A 17,359-nucleotide genomic window follows, 5' to 3' on the forward strand; every position below is an offset into this window, starting at 1 on the left:
TCTCCGCCTCGTGTGTCACAGTTCCGACTCCGTTCGTCCGCCCGACACGCCGACGGTGCCATCATCACCCACCGGCGTGTCCGCCGCAGCCTCACCCGCCGGGGCCGGCACGGTGTCCGGGACGTCGCCGCGCAGGGCGTCGAGCACGGCGCGGGCGGTGGCGACGCCGATGCCGGGGACCGCGGTGATCTCCTCCACGGTCGCCTCCCGCAGCCGGGCCACCGACCCGAAGTGCGCGACGAGCGCGTTGCGGCGGGCCTGCCCGAGCCCGCGCACCCCGTCGAGCGCGGAAGCGGTCATGCGCCGGGACCGCTTGCTGCGGTGGTAGGTGATGGCGAAGCGGTGCGCCTCGTCCCGGACCCGCTGCAGCAGGTACAGCGATTCGCTGGTGCGGGGCAGGATGACCGGGTCCTCCTCCCCCGGCACCCAGACCTCCTCGAGCCGCTTGGCCAGTCCGATCACCGCGACGTCGGTGATGCCGAGTTCGTCGAGCACCTCCGCCGCGGCGGCGACCTGCGGGGCACCGCCGTCGACGACGTACAGATTCGGCGGGTACGCGAAGCGGCGGGGCCGCCCGGTGGCCGGATCGAGCGCGGCCTCCGGGGCGAGGTCGCCGCCGTCACCGTCGCGGGCCGCGGCCGGGTCACCGCCGGCCGCGGCGAGGTCCCGGTTGTGCCGCAGGAACCGGCGCCGGGTCACCTCGGCGATGGAGGCGACGTCGTCGGAGCGGCCGTCGCCGGCGGCCTCGCGGATGGCGTAGTGCCGGTAGTCCGCCTTGCGGGGCAGGCCGTCCTCGAACACCACCAGCGACGCGACGACGTCGGTGCCCTGCACGTGGCTGATGTCGACACACTCGATGCGCAGCGGCGCCGAGTCCAGGTCGAGGGCCTCCTGGATGCCCTGCAGGGCGGCCGAGCGGGCGGTGAAGTCGCCGGCGCGGCGCAGCTTGTGCTGGGTCAGGGCCTCGTGCGCGTTGCGCTGCACGGTCTCGGCGAGGGCCTTCTTGTCGCCGCGCTGCGGCACCCGCAGCCGCACCGGGCCGCCGCGCAGGGTGCCGAGCCAGCGGCTCATCTCCTCCGGCTCGGGCGGCAGGGCGGGCACGAGCACCTCGCGGGGCACGGCACTGCCCGCCGGTTCGGCGCCGGCCGCCGACAGGGCGGCCTCCTCGCCGTAGAACTGGGTGAGGAACTGCTCGACCAGCAGCGACAGTTCCATCTCGGCGGTGCCGGAGGAACCCGCCGCGTCCTCGGGCCGGTCCACCACGTCGCCGGACTTCTCCACCACCCAGCCCCGCTGGCCGCGCACGCGGCCGCCGCGCACGTGGAACACCTGCACGGCCACCTCGAGGTCGTCGCCGGCGAAGGCGACGAGGTCGGCGTCGGTGCCGTCGCCGAGCACCACCGCCTGCTTCTCCAGGGCGCGGCGCAGCGCACCGAGGTCGTCGCGCAGCCGCGCGGCGGTCTCGAAGTCGAGGTCCTCGGCGGCGGCCTGCATGCGCTGTTCGAGGTCGCGGACCAGCTTGTCGGTGCGGCCGGCGAGGAAGTCGCAGAAGTCCTCGACGATGCGCCGGTGCCCGGCCGCGTCGACACGGCCCACGCACGGTGCCGAGCACTTGTCGATGTAGCCGAGCAGGCACGGGCGGCCGATCTGCGCGTGCCGCTTGAACACTCCGGCCGAGCAGGTGCGGGCCGGGAACACCCGCAGCAGCAGATCGAGGGTCTCGCGGATGGCCCAGGCGTGGGAGTAGGGACCGAAGTACCGCACGCCCTTGCGGCGCGGCCCGCGGTAGACGAACAGCCGTGGGTACTCCTCGTTCAACGTCACCGCGAGCATGGGGTAGGTCTTGTCGTCGCGGTAGCGGACGTTGAACCGGGGATCGAACTCCTTGATCCAGTTGTACTCGAGCTGCAGCGCCTCGACCTCGGTGCCCACGACCGTCCACTCGACGGACCCGGCGGTGGTCACCATCTGCCGGGTCCGCGGGTGCAGCGACGCGACGTCGGCGAAATACGAGTTCAGCCGCGACCGCAGGCTCTTGGCCTTGCCGACGTAGACGACGCGGCCGTGCGGATCGCGGAACTTGTACACCCCCGGCTCCACCGGGACGGTGCCGGGGGCAGGGCGGTAGGTCGAGGGGTCGGGCACGGGTCCAGGCTAGTCGGCCGAGCCGACACCCCCGCCGTACCGCTGTTCGAGCTCGCGGAACGCGGCCAGCGCCGCGACGGCGTGCTCGCCGTCGCGGGCCTGCACAGCGACGACGGGCACGTACTCGTCCTGCGGCAGCTCGAGCCGGGGCCACGGCTTGCCCTGGGGGAAGGTCATGCCCCGCACCTGGTCCCAGCCGAACGCCTTCTCACCGAGGACGTTGCGCACCACCACACCGGACGCGCCGGCACGCAACCGGGGCCGGGTCAGCAGCAGCACACTGCCGGAGACGACGACGCCGACGCAGACGATGGCGATCTGGTCGGCGACGCGCAGGTTCACGCCGGTGTCGCCGCCGGCGCGCAGCACGAGCGCGGCCCCGATGTGGCCGAGCATGAGCACGATCGCCGCGACGATCGCCCACCGGGACATCTTGCGGCTGCGGACCTCGAGGTCCCAGCGGGTGTCGGCGGCGGAGGTCACCGCGCGGCCCCGCGCAGCCGCCGCAGGGTCACGGCGGTGTCGAGGGCGGCAGCGCACGCCTGCCCGCCCTTGTCCTCGACGGAGCCGGGCAGTCCGGCCCGGTCGATCGCCTGCTGCTCGTCGTTCGTGGTGAGGACCCCGTTGCCGACGGGGGTGCCCTCGTCCAGCGCGATGCGGGTGAGCCCGTAGGTGACGGCGTCGCACACGTACTCGAAATGGGGGGTCCCGCCGCGGATCACGACGCCGAGGGCGACGACCGCGTCGTGGGTGCGGGCCAGCTGCTGGGCGACGACCGGCAGCTCGATCGCGCCGGCGACACGTTCGAGGGTGACGTCGGTGACGCCGGCCTGCTCGGCGACGCGCTGCGCCCCGGCGACGAGCGCCTCGGAGATCTCGGCGTGCCAGCGGCCGGCGACGATGGCCAGCCGCAGCCCGGCCGCCTCGGACAGCTGCAGCTCGGGCAGTCCTTCGCCGCTCATCTACGCGTCCCCCGCCTCGTAGTCGTCCAGGCCGATCAGGTCGTGGCCCATGCGGTCCCGCTTGGTGCGCAGGTAGGTGATGTTCTCGGAGTTCGCGCGCAGCGGCATCGCCACCCGCTCGGTGATCTGCAGCCCGTAGCCGTCGAGGCCGACCCGCTTGGCGGGGTTGTTGGTCAGCAACCGCATCGACGAGATGCCCAGGTCCACGAGAATCTGCGCGCCGATGCCGTAGTCGCGGGCGTCGGCGGGCAGGCCGAGCTGCAGGTTCGCGTCCACGGTGTCCGAGCCGGAGTCCTGCAGCTGGTAGGCCTGCAGCTTGTGCATCAGGCCGATGCCGCGGCCCTCGTGCCCGCGCATGTACAGCACCACACCGCGGCCCTCCATGGCCACCATCTCGAGTGCGGCGTCGAGCTGTGGGCCGCAGTCGCACCGCAGCGAGCCGAACACGTCGCCGGTCAGGCACTCCGAGTGCACCCGCACGAGCACGTCGGCACCCTCACCGTCCGGGCCGGGGATGTCGCCGAGCACCAGCGCGACGTGCTCGACCTCGTCGTAGACGCTCTGGTAGCCGACGGCGGTGAAGTCGCCGTGCCGGGTGGGGATGCGGGCCTCGGCGATGCGCACGACGTGCTTTTCGTGCTTGCGGCGCCAGGCGATCAGGTCGGCGATGGAGATCAGGGCGAGCTTGTGCTCGTCGGCGAAGACCCGCAGTTCCTCGGTCTGAGCCATGTGGCCCTCGTCCTTCTGCGAGACGATCTCGCAGATCACGCCGGCCGGGCGCAGGTCGGCCATGCGGGCGAGGTCGACGGCGGCCTCGGTGTGGCCGGGCCGGCGCAGCACGCCGCCCTCCTTGGCGCGCAGCGGCACCACGTGCCCGGGGCGGGTGAAGTCCTGTGCGGTGCTGTTCGGATCGGCGAGCAGCCGCATCGTGGTGGCCCGGTCCGAGGCGGAGATGCCGGTGCCGATCCCTTCCCGCGCGTCGACGGTCACGGTGTAGGCGGTGCCGTGCTTGTCCTGGTTGGTCGAGTACATGGGGGGCAGGCCGAGGCGGTCGCAGTCCTCCCCGGCCAGCGGCACGCACAGGTACCCGGAGGTGTAGCGCACCATGAACGCCACCAGTTCGGGAGTGGCCTTCTCGGCTGCGAAGATGAGGTCGCCCTCGTTCTCGCGGTCCTCGTCGTCGACCACGACGACCGCCTTGCCGGCTGCGATATCGGCGATCGCGCGCTCGATGGTGTCGAACCTCGTCACTTGCGTGGGCTCCAAAATCTCGTGTACGGACAAACTGATTGCCGAGTTCAACAGTACGACTCAGCGGCCGGCGGCCTGCAGCCGCTCCACATACTTCGCGATGACGTCGACCTCGAGGTTGACGAGCGTGCCGGGGGCGGCGCTGCCCAGGGTGGTCAGCGACAGCGTGGTCGGGATCAGGGAGATCTCGAACCACTCGTCGCCGGGCTCGCCGCCGAGCGCGGAGACGGTCAGCGAGACCCCGTCCACCGTGATCGAGCCCTTGTGCACCACGTACCGGGACACGTCGGCAGGCAACGAGATCCGCACCACGGTCCAGTTCTCCGACGGGGTGCGCGAGAGCACGGTGCCGGTGCCGTCGACGTGGCCCTGGACCAGGTGCCCGCCGAGGCGGCTGTTCAGCGCGGCGGCCCGCTCGAGGTTGACGCGGCTGCCGGGACCGAGCTGCGACAGGCTCGAACGGTCGAGGGTCTCCTTCATCACATCGGCGGTGAAGGAGTCGCCGCCCGGGACGTCGACGACGGTCAGGCACACACCGTTGACGGCGATGGAGTCGCCGTGGCCGGCGTCGGAGGTCACGACGGGTCCGCGGACGGTGAACCGCGCCGCGTCGGCCAGGTCCTCCCGCGCGACGATCTCGCCCAGTTCCTCCACGATCCCGGTGAACACAGCTCGCTCCTCACTCCCGGTCGGGGACCAGGGTCAGCAACACGTCGGCGCCGACGGTTTCGACGCGCTCCCGACGAAACCGTAGCGCCTCGGCGATCGTGCGCACGCCGGCGTCCCGCACTGCGGACGGTCCGGACCCGAGCAGCACCGGCGCGAGATAGGCCTGGATGCGGTCGACCCGGCCCGCGGCGAGGAACGCACCGGCCAGGCGCGGGCCGCCCTCGAGCAGCACGTCCACCCGGTCCGCGAGCGCGCCGAGCACCTCGTCCGGATCGTGGGTGCGCAGCACCAGGGTGGGCGCGGCATCATCGAGAACTCTTGCGGTCTTCGGGATCTCGCTCCTGCCGACGACCACGCGCAGGGGCTGGTGCGGGGCCAGCGAGCCGTCCGGCAGCCGGGCGGTCAACCACGGGTCGTCGGCGAGGACGGTGCCGGTGCCGACGACGATCGCGTCGAGCCGCGAGCGCTCGGCGTGCACGCGGGCGCGTGACTGCGGGCCGGAGATCCAGCGGCTGGTGCCGTCGGCGGCGGCGCTGCGCCCGTCCAGGCTCGCGGCGTACTTCCACGTCACGTGGGGCCGTCCCGTGCGCTGCCGGTGCAGCCAGGCACGCAGGGCTCCCGCCTCGGCGGGCTCGGCGCCGAACCCGCCGTGCACCCGCACGCCGCCGTCCCGCAGCGTCCGCGCACCCCCGGCCGCCGCCGGGTGGGGATCGGCCACCGCGTAGTAGACGGCGGCGACGCCGGCGCGCAGCAGGGCCTGCGCGCACGGACCGGTACGGCCGGTGTGATTGCACGGCTCCAGGGTCACGACGGCGGTGCCGCCGCGGGCCCGCTCCCCGGCCGCCTCGAGTGCGACGACCTCGGCGTGGGGGCCGCCCGGCGGCCGGGTCGCCCCGACCCCGGCGACCTGTCCCGCCGCGTCGAGGATCACCGCGCCGACGGGCGGATTGGGGCTGGTGGTGCCGCGCACCGACTCCCCGGCGTCGAGCGCGAGGCGCAGTGCCGCCTCGAGCGGGGCACCGCTCACGGCCGCCTCGAGCGGTGCATCGCTCACGTGGCCAGGGTCAGGTGCGGGGAGGCGTGGGCGGCCCGCTCACGCAGCTTGCGCACCGCCTCGCCCGGGTCGTCGGCCCCGTACACGGCCGACCCGGCGACGAAGCAGTCCACCCCGGCCTCGGCGGCCGCCTCGATGGTGTCGGCGTTGATGCCGCCGTCGATCTCGACGAGCAGGGTCAGCTCCCCGGCGTCGACGAGACGGCGGATCGCGCGGACCTTGTCGAGCACGTCGGGGATGAACGACTGGCCGCCGAAGCCGGGCTCGACGCTCATCACCAGCAGCGTGTCGAACTCCTTCAGGATCTCGAGGTAGGGCTCGAGCGGGGTGCCGGGCTTGACGCTCAGGCCGGCCTTGGCGCCGGCGGCCCGGATGTCGCGGGCGACGGCGACGGGATTCTCGGTGGCCTCGACGTGGAAGGTGACATTGTGCGCGCCCGCCTCGGCGTAGGGCGGCGCCCAGCGGCCCGGGTCCTCGATCATCAGATGACAGTCGAGTGGGATGTCGGTTGCCTTCAGCAGCGACTGCACCACCGGCAGGCCGAGGGTCAGGTTCGGCACGAAGTGCGCGTCCATGACGTCGACGTGCAGCCAGTGCGCGTCCGCGACGGCGGCGGCCTCGTCGGCCAGGCGCGCGAAATCCGCGGAGAGGATGGAGGGGGCGATCATCGGGTGGGCCACGTCCACCGAGTTTAACGGTCCCGCCGGCGGGGCCCGCCGCGCGTCGCGGCGCCCGCCCGCCCGGGGACAGGTTTTCATGACTTTCGACCCCTGGTTCGACCCTCTGGGCGATGCTTGAGTGGACGGTGGCGGGCCCGGATCCGCTGGGCCCGAAGCGGCAGTGGGGAGCGACGATGGCCACGCACACGGTGTGGGTTCGACCGATCGGCGAGGTGGGCGCGGAGGATGCGCCGACCGTGGGGGGCAAGTCCGCCAACCTCGGGGAGATGACCCGGGCCGGGTTCCCCGTGCCGCCCGCCTTCGCGATCACCACCGCCGCCTATCTCGATTCGATGGCCGCCGCGGGGGTGCGCGACCGGCTGCGCGCCGAGGCCGTCCCGGCCTCCGACATCGACGACGCGACGCTGATCCGCACCTCCGCGGAACTGGCCGCGCTGGTGACCGGGGCCGCGGTGCCCGACGAGATCCGCGCCGACATCGTCGCCGCCTACGAGAAGCTGGGCGTGGACGTGCCGGTGGCGGTGCGGTCCTCCGCGCCCGCCGAGGACGCCGCGGACACCTCGTTCGCCGGGATCCACGAGTCGTACACCAACATCGCCGGCGCCGACGCGGTGGTGCGCGCCGTGCAGGCGTGCTGGGCGTCGTTGTGGTCGGAGCGGGCCCGGACCTACCGGGGCCTGCGCGGGGTGACCGACGAACCGTCCATCGCCGTCGTGGTGCAGGTGATGGTGCGCTCGGAGGCCTCGGGGGTGGCGTTCACGGCCGACCCCCGCACCGGCGAGCTCGACCGCATCGTCGTCGAGGCCGCCCTCGGCCTCGGCGAGGTCGTCGTGGGCGGCCAGGTCGAGCCGGACACCTACGTCGTCGCCAAGGACGGCTTCGCCGTGCTCGACGTGCATCTCGGGCATCAGGAGTTCCAGATCGCCTCCACCGACACCGGCGACAGCCGCGTCGCGGTCGATTCGTCGCGGCAGACGCGGGTGCTCGACGAGGAGCAGCTCGAGAAGGTCGCGCGGCTCGCCGCGGGCGTCGAGCAGCACTACGGCCGGCCGCAGGACCTCGAGTTCGCGTTCGCCGAGGGCGAGCTGTGGATCGTGCAGACCCGCCCGATCACCACCCTGGGCATGCCCGGGGCCGCCGCGGCGTCCGGCAACGGGCAGGCGACACCGCTGCTGACCGGGCTCGGCGCCGGCCCCGGCCGGGCGACCGGACGGGTCCGGGTGCTGCAGGAACTGGTCGACGGCAAGCGCCTGACCGAGGGGGAGATCCTCGTGGCCCCGATGACGCGGCCCGACTGGCTGCCGATCCTGCGCCGCGCCGGGGGCATCGTCACCGACGGTGGCGGCATCACCTGTCACGCCGCGATCGTCGGCCGCGAACTCGGCAAGCCCGTCGTCGTCGGCGCCCGCACCGCGACGCAGGACCTGCGGGACGGCCAGGTGATCACGGTGGACGGCGATGCCGGCGTCGTGTTCGACGGGGAGGTCCGCGCCGACCGGCCGACCGCGGCGCAGACCGCCGCCCCGGCGGCCGCGGCCCCCTCCCCGACCGTCACCGCGACGGCCGTGTACGTCAATCTCGCCACCCCCGACGCCGCGCAGGCCGTCGCCGCCACCGACGTCGACGGGGTGGGGCTGCTGCGGGCGGAGTTCATGATCACCGAGGCGCTCGCCGGGGAGCATCCCGCCTACATGATCGCGCAGGGCCGGCGCGAGGAGTACGTGTCGAAGATGGCCGAGGGCGTCGCGCGGATCGCGGCGGCCTTCGCCCCGCGGCCGGTGGTGTACCGCGCAATCGACCTGCGCAGCAACGAGTTCGCGAACCTGAAGGGGGGCGAGGTGGAGCCGGACGAGGAGAACCCGATGATCGGGTACCGCGGCTGCTTCCGCTACGTGCGCGATCCCGAGCTGTTCTCGCTCGACCTCGACGTCCTGCACCGCGTGCGCGCGCAGCACCCCAACGTGCACCTGATGATCCCGTTCGTGCGCACCCGTTGGGAACTGAGGGAGTGCCTGGCCCAGCTCGACGCGCATCCGCTCGGCACGGATCGCCGGATGCTGCGCTGGATCATGGCCGAGGTGCCGTCGGTGGTGTACTGGCTGCCCGAGTACGCGAAGCTCGGCATCCACGGCGTGTCGATCGGCAGCAACGACCTGACCCAGCTCGTGCTCGGCGTCGACCGCGACTCCGAGGTGTGCAAGGACCTGTTCGACACGCTCGACCCGGCGGTGCTGGACGCGATCGACCACATCATCGAGCGGGCGTCGGCGGCCGGCCTGACCACGTCGCTGTGCGGGCAGGCCGTCTCCACCAGCACGGAACTGGCCGAGCATCTCGTGCGCCGGGGCATCACGTCGGTGTCGGTGACGCCGGACGCGGCGGCGCAGACCCGGCGCACGGTGGCGCAGGCCGAGCAACGGATCGTCCTGGACCGCGCACGGCACGAGCACTGACCGCGTCGTGCGCTCCGAGCGAGCGGACCATGCCGTCGGCCGCTCGGGACCGCCCTGACGGGGGGAACGATCCGGTCGCTCGGGGCGTCACCGCTGCCGCGCGAGGACGTCGAACCGCTCGACGTCGTCGCGGCGGCAGACCTGGCTGCCCGGGGTGAGCAGGGCCGCCGAGCCCGCCGCGATGCCGAGCGCCAGGGCGTCGCGCAGCGAGCGGCCCCGCAGCAGGCCCACGACCAGCCCGGCGACCATGCTGTCGCCGGCGCCCACGGCGCTGCGCACGGGCACGTCCAGGGCCTTCAGCCGGGCGGTGGTGTCGGCGGAGACGAGCAGCGCCCCCTCCGGCCCGAGGGACACCACCACGACCTCGGCGACGCCGGCGTCGACGAGTTCGTGGGCGGCCGCGGCCTGTTCGTGCGGGGTGCGCAGTTCCCGGCCCACCCATTCGCGCAGCTCCCGCAGGCTCGGCTTGACCAGGTGCACGCCCGACTTGATGCGGCGCAGTGCGTCCCCCGACGAGTCGAGGACGAAGCGCGCACCGGCGTCGGTGGCGGCGTCGGCCACGCGCTGGACGAACTCGCCCGGCACGCCCGGCGGAAGGCTGCCGCTGGCGACGACGTACCGTGCGCCGGTGGCGGTCTCGACGAGCAGGTCCAGGCACCGTTCCTGGTCCTCCACGCTCAGCTCCGGGCCGGGCAGCACGAACCGGTACTCGTGGCCGGTGCTGCGTTCGATCGCCGTGAACGACTCGCGGGTCATGCCGTCGATGTCGATGCGCCGGCTGTCGACACCCCCGGCGGCCAGCAGCGCCGAGAGCGTATCCCCGGTCGGACCGCCGGCCGGATACACCGCCCCGGCCGACACGCCGAGCACCCCGGCGACCTTCGCGACGTTGATCCCGCCTCCCCCGGCCTCGAGCCGCGGCGCCTCGCAGCGCAGTTTGCTGGTGGGCCGCACCTCGGCGGTGTAGGTGGTCACGTCGAGCGCCGGGTTCATGGTCAGGGTGACGATGTCGGGCACGACGTGCCTCCTGCAGGGAGCGGCCGGGTTGCGTCCGACCGTATCCGAGCGCGGACCGATTCTTCCGGCGTTCGCGCCACAGGCTCGCGGATCAGCCCGCCGGTGTACGCAGCGCGGCCATGAACATCGCGTCGGTGCCGTGCCGGTGCGGCCACAGTTGCACGGACGGGCCGTCGCCGAGACGCGGCACGCCGGGCACGAGCTCGCGCGTGTCGAGCTGCTCGACCTGGTGCCGACGGACGGCGTCGGCGACGACGGCGAGGGTCTCGGAGGTGTGCGGGGAGCACGTCGCGTACAGCACCACGCCGCCGGGCCGCAGCAGGCCGATCGCCGAGGCGAGGAGCTGTTTCTGCAGCCGCACCAGCTCGGCGACGTCGCCGGGGCTGCGACGCCACCGCGATTCGGGCCGGCGCCGCAGGGCGCCCAGCCCGGTGCACGGCGCGTCGACCAGGATGCGGTCGTAGCCGGACCCGAGGCCGGGATCGCGACCGTCGGCGACGTGCACCGTGACCGGGAGGCCGCGGGTGGCCTTGCGGATCAGCTCGGCGCGGTGCTCGACCGGCTCGACGGCGTCGACGGTGAAGCCGTCGATGTCCGCCAGCGCGCCGAGCAGGGCGGCCTTGCCGCCGGGACCGGCACACAGGTCCAGCCACCGGCCGTGGTCGGGTCCGTCGAGCGGGGCGAGCGTGAGCGCCCGCGCCACCAGCTGGCTGCCCTCGTCCTGCACGCCGGCCATGCCCTCGCGCACGGGGTCGAGCTTGCCGGGGTCGCCGCCGCCGTCGAGATGCACGGCGTAGGGCGACCAGGGGCCGATCTCCCCGCCGGTGGCCAGCGCGAGCTCCTCCGCGGTGATCACCCCCGGACGAGCCACCAGGTGCACCACCGGCCGGGCGTCGTCCGCCGCGAGCACCTCCTCGAGCTCCCCGGCGTCGGGACCGAGCGCGACCGCGAAGGCCTTCGCGATCCACTCCGGATGCGCATACCGGAATGCCAGGTGTCCCACGGGGTCACGAGCCGGGTCGGGGGCGAGCTCGACGATCCACTGTTCCTCGGGCTTCTCCGCGACGCGCCGCAGCACCGCATTGACGAATCCGGACTTGCCGTGGCCGAATTCGCTGCGGACGATGTCGACGCTCGTCGCGACGGCCGCGTGCGGGGCGATGCGGGTGCGCAGCAGCTGGTACGTGCCCAGCCGCAGGGTGTCCAGCAGCGCCCCGTCGATCTCGGTGACGGGCCGGTTGGCGCACGCGGCGATCACGGCGTCGAGCAGACCCTGGGCGCGGGCGGCGCCGTACGTCAGCTCGGTGGCCAGGGCGGCGTCGCGACCGTCGAGACGCCGCTCCCGCAGCAGCGCCGGCAGCACCAGGTTGGCGTAGGCGTCGCGCTCCCGGACCGCGCGCAGCACGTCGCGGGCGGCGAGACGGGCCTGGTCGAGGCCGGCCTCCGCGGGGGACGGCCGGCGGGCCTGCCGAGGCTTGTTGTTGCGGTCGCCGGGTCCGCGGCGCGAGCGGCGGGCGGGGCGTCGGGACTCGGTCACTGGGCGCGTACCTCCGGGTCGAGCCGGGCGCCGCGAACCCAGTCCGCGGCCGCCATCGTCTTCTTGCCGGGCGGCTGGACCTGCCCGAGCCGCACGGCGGTGCTGCCGGTGCCGACGAGGACACCGTCCTTGCGGGCCAGGATCTGCCCGGGCGCGAGGGTCTCCTCGGTGCCGGTCACGGGCCCGAGCTTGACGCGCAGGTCGCCGATCATCGTCCAGGCACCGGGTGCGGGCGTGACCGAACGGATGTGGCGGTCCACGAGGTGCGCGGGCCGGTCCCAGCTCACGCGGGCCGACTCGACCGTGACCTTGGGGGCGTGCGAGACGCCGTCCGTGGGCTGCGGCACGGCCGTGAGCACCCCGTCCTCGAGACCGTCGAGAGTCGATTCGAGGAGCGCGGCACCGGAATCGGCGAGCCGGGCGAGCAGATCCCCCGCCGTGTCGGCGGGCCGGATCGTCTCGGTGACCACCCCGTAGACCGGGCCGGTGTCCAGGCCCTCCTCGAGCCGGAACGTGCTCGCGCCGGTCACCTCGTCCCCCGCGGCGAGCGCGGCCTGCACGGGCGCGGCGCCGCGCCACGCGGGCAGCAGCGAGAAGTGCAGATTCACCCAGCCGAACTTCGGGATGTCGAGCACCGGTTGCGGGATGAGCGCGCCGTAGGCGACGACCGGGCAGCAGTCGGGGGCGAGTTCGCTCAGCCGGGCCACGAAGTCGGGGTCGCGCGGCCGCTCCGGGGTGAGGACCTCGATGCCGTGGTCGTCGGCGAGCCGCCCCACGGCCGAGCGGACGACACGCCGCCCGCGGCCGGCGGTGGTGTCGGGCCGGGTCACCACCGCGACCACCTCGTGGCGCGGCGAGTCGAGCAGGCGGCGCAGCGACGGTACGGCCGGTTCGGGGGTCCCGGCAAACACCAGCCGCACGTCAGCGGCCCGTCCGCGCGCGAGGAGCGAGGCCCCGGCCCCGGGAGGCGGACTGCGCTGGGCCGACCGAACTGTTCACGAATGCTGCTCCCGGATCTCGACGACGAATGGTGCCCTCAGTCTAGGGACCGGGCCTGCGGGCGGTGACATCCGTCCGCGAACCCGAGGGGTCGGGCCGGGCGTGACGAATCCCGGCAACCGCCGTGCGGCGTCGATAGGCTGAGCCGATGGCAGAGACGCGAGAACGGATGGCACGGTCCCCCCGTGTGCGCTCGGCGGACCCCGCGGGCGTGCCCTGGCCGGCGGCGCAGGAGCAGGACGTGGTCCTGGTGGACACCACGTGGGGCGAGCTGCAGCCGCTGCAGTGCGCGCCCGGGGTGGTGACCGTCGGTGAGCTGGAACTGACGGAGCTGGTCGCGAACGGAGCCGTGCTCGTCGACACCCGTGTCCCGGACTCGCGCAAGGGCAGGTCCATTCCGGGCGCGGTCAACCTGCCGCACGGCCGGATCACGGAGCTGCGGGACCGGCTCGATCCGTCCCGGGTGTCGATCCTGTTCTGCAACGGCCCGCAGTGCCCGCAGTCCCCGATGGCGATCCGGGAGCTGCTCGAGGCGGGATATCCGGCGTCCTCGCTGGCGTACTACCGCGGTGGCCTGCACGACTGGGTGACGTTGGCGATGCCGCTCGAGCAGGTGGACTGATCTGCGGGGCGAGCCGCGCTCCGCGGCGCGCCTCCCAGGCCCGGGCGGCCAGCGCGGCGAAACCGACGTAGCCCCAGCCGAGCAGCACGTCGACCACGTAGTGTTCGCCGCCGTAGACGAGCGTGAAGGCCATGGCGAGCGGGAACGCCACCAGCAGCGCCCGCATCCAGCCGCGCCGCGCGATCGGCCACAGGGCGACCGCCACGAGCAGCGCGAACGCCGAGTGCAGCGACGGCAGCGCGGCGACCGGGTTGCCCTGCGCCTCCAGCCATCGGGTGCCGACGTCGATCGGCACCACCCCGAAACCGAAGCCGGTGACCCGCCCGACGCCGTCCGGCAGCACGCCCACCTCGGAGGCGTACCACGGTGGGGCCGCCGGCACGAGGATGTAGGTGATCAGTCCGAAGTACGACAGGAGCAGCACCCGTCGCATGTACCCGGCCCAGCGTGACCGCGAGTACAGGTACAGCAGGGCCGCGAGCAACCACGGCACGAGAAAATGGCTGGTGTAGACGACGGCGGTGATCATGGTCCAGCCGGGCCGCTCCCCGTCCGCGCCGAGCAGGCGTTCCTGCAGCCACACCGTCGGGACCGTGCCGCCGAACAGCCAGCTCTCCACGGCGACCGGTTCGTGTACCCGCACGGGCAGGCCGAGTTCGTCGGCGATGCCGCGGGTGTGGTCGTAGACCACGAGCGCCGCGACCAGGGGCAGCCAGTCGACGACGACGCGCACGTGCCCGCGCCACGGCCGGTCGATCGCGAAGGCGATCAGCCCGGCGACGATCCAGGCCGCCTGGTACACCCGGTCGGCGGGGATGCCCATCGTGACGACGGTGCCGATCAGCGCAGCGAGGTACACGCACCGCGCGGCCACCCGGAGGTACTGGCGCGGCGACACCAGCTGCGGCGCCCGCATCACCGCGAGAGCGCGTCCCGGAAGCGAGGGGGGGTTCACCGCTACCTCCCTTCGGCGCGCTGTCCCGGGCGCCGGTGACCGTCGTCCGCAGGGGCTCGTGCCGCCCGCATACCCATGATCGGGGCACCGGGCACGCCCCGGGGGCGGATCGGGTCAGGAGTTGCTCTCGATGATCAGTTCGGGGATGCCCGTGCCGAGCGGCACCGGGATGCACTCGCCGAGGGCGTACCGCTCAGGGGCGAGCGCGTGCCGGATCACGGTGAGCGAGAACGGGTCGTACACCATGTTGAAGTGCCCGGTCTGATCCGGTGGGCACAGGTCCTGGATCATCAGGTTGACCGCCCCGGGTCCGCGCAGCGCCACGTTGGTGGACGGCTGGATGACCTCGTCGACGCGGGATCCGATGGTGGTGTAGCGGACGCCGGGAACGGTGTCGACCGGGGTGTTGAGTTCGGTGAGCAGTTCCGAACCCTGCAGTTGCTGCGCGAGGGCCACCGAGAAGAAGTCCTCGACCGCGTCGGTGGCGCCGGGAGCGGCCACGGCCGCGGTGCCGAGCCCGTAGAAGGTGCCACCGTAGCTCGGCGAGGCCACGCCCACCCAGCGGTCCACGACGGCCGATCCGCCGAGGCGGTTGACGTAGTACCGCGCGACGGTGGCGCCCTGCGAGTAGCCGAGGAGATCGACCTTGTCGGCGCCGGTGTCGGCGCGCACACGCTCGACGAACCCGCCGAGCTGCGCGGCGCTGACCCGGATGTCCCCGGTGCCGTAGTCGTCGGCACCGTCGGCCTTTCCGTAGTCGAGAGCGAAGACGCACCAGCCGGCGTCGGCGAGCATCGGGGCGACCGCGGCCCAGTCCGAGTAGGAGTTGGAGTCGGTGCCGTGGGCGAGGACCACCGGCCGCGGATGGTCCGGGGCGGGCACGCACCCGAAGTCGTTCGACCGCGCCGGCGCCGCCCCGGGGTGGTCTTCGGCGTAGCCGGCGGCCTGGGCATGCGTGGTGGCGACGGGGCCCGGGGTGACGGGCACGAACGCTGTCGATCCCGAGGGCGCGGCGCCCGCGCCGGTGACGGACACGGCGGCCACGGCCGCCGCACCGGCCAGCGCTGCAACGATCCTGCGTGTGCCGTTCACGGCCCCTCCCTTCCGGTCCGCCCGTGCCGGTCCGCACCGTCCGCCACTGGTTCGGTTCACCAGGATCGACCCTGCCCCTGTGATTTATCGTGACACAGTCGCCCTCTCGCGGCATGCCGTCTTTCTGCAGGTGGCGGGCGGTTCTGCCGTCCTGTCGCACGGCAGGGTCCTCGCCCTCTCGGGGCACCCGGCCGGGCGGGACACAGCCGGCGCGCACCGTCCCGGCCGGGAGAGACGACGGCCGTCACCCGATGCGCAGCGGATCGATCTGCACCCGCAGCGCGCCCTCACCACGGCGGGCACTGCGGGCGGCCTGCGCCTCGCGCAACGCCCGGCCGAGGGCGAGGCCCCGACCGCGCGGCACCCGGATCACCATGCGCTGCACCTCGTCCGGCTCGGGATCGTCGGCCCCGAACGGTAACCGCTCCCCCGGCGGCAACGGCACCGGACCGAGCACCTCCGCCTCCGGCGGCAGCGTCGCGGCGGCCAGCAGGTCGGCGACCGCGGCCGCGGTGCCGTCGACCGCGGCCATGTGCACCGCGGGCGGGAAACCGACCTCGGTGCGCTCGGCGAGCTGGGACTGCGCGTGCCCGATCGGGTCCCACCGCACCAGCGCCTGCACGGTGGGAATGCCGGAGTCGGCCACGACGACGACTTGGCCGCCGTCGGCGAAGGGCCGCACCAGCGACGACGCGGTGAGCCAGCGGCGCATCGTCTCCTCGGCGGCCCGCAGGTCCGCGCGGCCGAGCAGCGCCCACCCGTCGAGCAGCAGCGCCGCGCCGTACCCGCCGGCGGTGACGGGCTCGGCACCCACGGTGGCGACGACGAGCGCAGGCCCCTCCGGGGCGGTGGCCTTGACCTCCGCCCCGCCGGAGGTGACCACCGGGACACCGGGAAAGGCCCGGCCGAGTTCCTCCGCGGTGCGCCCGGCGCCGACCACGACGGCGCGCAGCGCGCGGGCGCCGCACGCGTGGCAACGATGGGTGGCGTCGGTGATGCCGCACCACCGGCAGGCGGGCGTCGCGGCGCCGTCCGGGCCGGCCGCCTGCGGCAACGCGAGCGGGCCGTTGCAGTGCCGGCAGCGGGCCGGGGTCCGGCACTTGGCGCACGCCAGCGCGGGCACGTAGCCGCGGCGTGGCACCTGCACCAGCACCCCCCGGTCGGCCTTGAGGGCGGCGCGGGCGGCGGCGAACGCGATGGCCGGCAGGCGGGCGGCGCGGGCGGCGGGATCACGTGCGAGCGCCTGGTCGCTGTCGGCGAGCGCAGTGATCTTCGGAGCGCAGGCCCGGACGACGTCGCGGGGCGCGGAGAGGTCGTGGGCCCACCCGGCGTCGACGAGGGCCTGGGTCTCGGCGGTGCGGGCGTGCCCGGCCAGGACGACGGCGGCGCCGGCGGCGTGGGCCCGCAGCAGCGCCACCTCCCGCGCGTGCGGGTACGGCGCGCGCGGCTCGGAGTGCAGGTCGTCGCCGTCGTCCCACACCACGATCAGCCCGACGGCCGGGGTGGGGGCGAACACCGCGGCCCGGGTCCCGACGACGATGCGGGCGGTGCCGCGCAACGCGGCGAGCCAGCGCCGGTAACGCACGGCCGGACCGAGCCCTGCGGCGAGCCCGACGACGCAGTCGGCGCCGGCGAGGTCGGTGCAGGCCGCCACGACCCGGTCGAGGTCGCGCTGATCGGGTACCACGAGCACCGCGGCGTGCCCGGTGGCGGCGACCGACGCGGCGAGTTCGGCCAGGCGGCGGGGCCAGTCCTCCCCCGGCAGCGCCTGCCAGGCCGCGCGGGGGGTGCGGCCGGCGGCGAGGGCGTCGAGGAAGTTCTCGCCGTGCCGGTACCGGGCCCAGGCGGCCCGGTCGACCTCCGGCGCGGCGGGCGGTGCGGCGGGCGGCGGGTCCTCCGCCTCGACCCGCGCGTGCCGCGGCG

14 protein-coding genes and 1 pseudogene are annotated in these 17,359 nt (G+C 74.1%); 2 read left to right on the top strand and 13 right to left on the bottom strand.

The annotated features are described in order from the left end of the window. Positions 1–15: 15 nt before the first annotated feature. From uvrC to rpe, 7 genes are read right to left on the bottom strand one after another with little or no spacing between them, the layout of a single operon-like run. Positions 16–2,145, bottom strand: coding sequence for an excinuclease ABC subunit UvrC (gene uvrC / locus AIIKEEIJ_RS24850; RefSeq protein WP_161996789.1), 2,130 nt, complete (start codon positions 2,143–2,145; stop codon positions 16–18). Positions 2,146–2,154: 9 nt separating this feature from the next. After that, on the bottom strand, positions 2,155–2,628 hold the full coding sequence (locus AIIKEEIJ_RS24855) for a PH domain-containing protein (RefSeq protein ID WP_083662509.1): 474 nt from the start codon (positions 2,626–2,628) through the stop codon (positions 2,155–2,157). After that, positions 2,625–3,107 (bottom strand): 6,7-dimethyl-8-ribityllumazine synthase, encoded by a 483-nt coding sequence (gene ribH, locus AIIKEEIJ_RS24860; protein WP_006937682.1) that lies wholly within the window; start codon positions 3,105–3,107, stop codon positions 2,625–2,627. Before ribH ends, AIIKEEIJ_RS24855 begins: the two co-directional genes overlap by 4 nt. Beyond that, complete coding sequence (locus AIIKEEIJ_RS24865) at positions 3,108–4,358, bottom strand: bifunctional 3,4-dihydroxy-2-butanone-4-phosphate synthase/GTP cyclohydrolase II (RefSeq protein ID WP_006937680.1); 1,251 nt, start codon at positions 4,356–4,358, stop codon at positions 3,108–3,110. It abuts the gene before it with no gap. Between the two features lie 60 nt (positions 4,359–4,418). Next, on the bottom strand, positions 4,419–5,027 hold the full coding sequence (locus tag AIIKEEIJ_RS24870; protein WP_006937678.1) for a riboflavin synthase: 609 nt from the start codon (positions 5,025–5,027) through the stop codon (positions 4,419–4,421). A gap of 10 nt (positions 5,028–5,037) precedes the next feature. Then, positions 5,038–6,081 carry a bifunctional diaminohydroxyphosphoribosylaminopyrimidine deaminase/5-amino-6-(5-phosphoribosylamino)uracil reductase RibD gene (ribD, locus tag AIIKEEIJ_RS24875; protein WP_006937676.1) on the bottom strand — a complete coding sequence of 348 codons (1,044 nt, stop codon included), beginning with the start codon at positions 6,079–6,081 and terminating at the stop codon, positions 5,038–5,040. Further along, positions 6,078–6,761, bottom strand: a complete 684-nt coding sequence (gene rpe, locus AIIKEEIJ_RS24880; RefSeq protein ID WP_029543611.1) for a ribulose-phosphate 3-epimerase — start codon at positions 6,759–6,761, stop codon at positions 6,078–6,080. The genes ribD and rpe overlap by 4 nt, the downstream gene beginning before the upstream one ends. Before the next feature lie 173 nt (positions 6,762–6,934). Here rpe and ppsA point away from each other — a divergent pair, with 173 nt between their 5' ends. Next, positions 6,935–9,214, top strand: a complete 2,280-nt coding sequence (gene ppsA / locus AIIKEEIJ_RS24885; protein ID WP_072635229.1) for a phosphoenolpyruvate synthase — start codon at positions 6,935–6,937, stop codon at positions 9,212–9,214. 87 nt (positions 9,215–9,301) lie between these two features. On the opposite strand, the gene AIIKEEIJ_RS24890 is transcribed toward ppsA, so the two are convergent. The 3 genes from AIIKEEIJ_RS24890 to fmt form a co-directional block, all read right to left on the bottom strand. Continuing rightward, on the bottom strand, positions 9,302–10,231 hold the full coding sequence (locus tag AIIKEEIJ_RS24890) for a 1-phosphofructokinase family hexose kinase (RefSeq protein WP_006937670.1): 930 nt from the start codon (positions 10,229–10,231) through the stop codon (positions 9,302–9,304). Positions 10,232–10,322: 91 nt separating this feature from the next. Further along, positions 10,323–11,768 (bottom strand): RsmB/NOP family class I SAM-dependent RNA methyltransferase, encoded by a 1,446-nt coding sequence (locus AIIKEEIJ_RS24895; protein WP_006937668.1) that lies wholly within the window; start codon positions 11,766–11,768, stop codon positions 10,323–10,325. Beyond that, the gene (fmt, locus tag AIIKEEIJ_RS24900; RefSeq protein WP_161996790.1) at positions 11,765–12,688 is read right to left on the bottom strand and encodes a methionyl-tRNA formyltransferase; all 924 of its coding nucleotides are present in this window, start codon (positions 12,686–12,688) and stop codon (positions 11,765–11,767) included. The genes AIIKEEIJ_RS24895 and fmt overlap by 4 nt, the downstream gene beginning before the upstream one ends. A gap of 248 nt (positions 12,689–12,936) precedes the next feature. On the opposite strand from fmt, the pseudogene AIIKEEIJ_RS33275 reads away from it, so the two are divergent. Then, positions 12,937–13,296 (top strand): annotated as a pseudogene (locus AIIKEEIJ_RS33275) (rhodanese-like domain-containing protein); the annotation flags it as partial. Here the strand turns inward: AIIKEEIJ_RS33275 and AIIKEEIJ_RS33755 are convergent. The 3 genes from AIIKEEIJ_RS33755 to AIIKEEIJ_RS24915 form a co-directional block, all read right to left on the bottom strand. Further along, the gene (locus AIIKEEIJ_RS33755; RefSeq protein WP_029543608.1) at positions 13,196–14,344 is read right to left on the bottom strand and encodes a phosphatase PAP2 family protein; all 1,149 of its coding nucleotides are present in this window, start codon (positions 14,342–14,344) and stop codon (positions 13,196–13,198) included. The pseudogene AIIKEEIJ_RS33275 and the gene AIIKEEIJ_RS33755 sit on opposite strands and share 101 nt — an antisense overlap. A gap of 114 nt (positions 14,345–14,458) precedes the next feature. Beyond that, on the bottom strand, positions 14,459–15,436 hold the full coding sequence (locus AIIKEEIJ_RS24910; RefSeq protein ID WP_161996791.1) for an alpha/beta fold hydrolase: 978 nt from the start codon (positions 15,434–15,436) through the stop codon (positions 14,459–14,461). A gap of 244 nt (positions 15,437–15,680) precedes the next feature. Beyond that, positions 15,681–17,359 (bottom strand): primosomal protein N' (locus tag AIIKEEIJ_RS24915; RefSeq protein ID WP_161996792.1); only part of this gene is annotated, 1,679 nt, incomplete at its 5' end.

The organism is Rhodococcus sp. YH1, from assembly GCF_009939605.1.
GTDB lineage: Bacteria > Actinomycetota > Actinomycetes > Mycobacteriales > Mycobacteriaceae > Rhodococcus > Rhodococcus aetherivorans.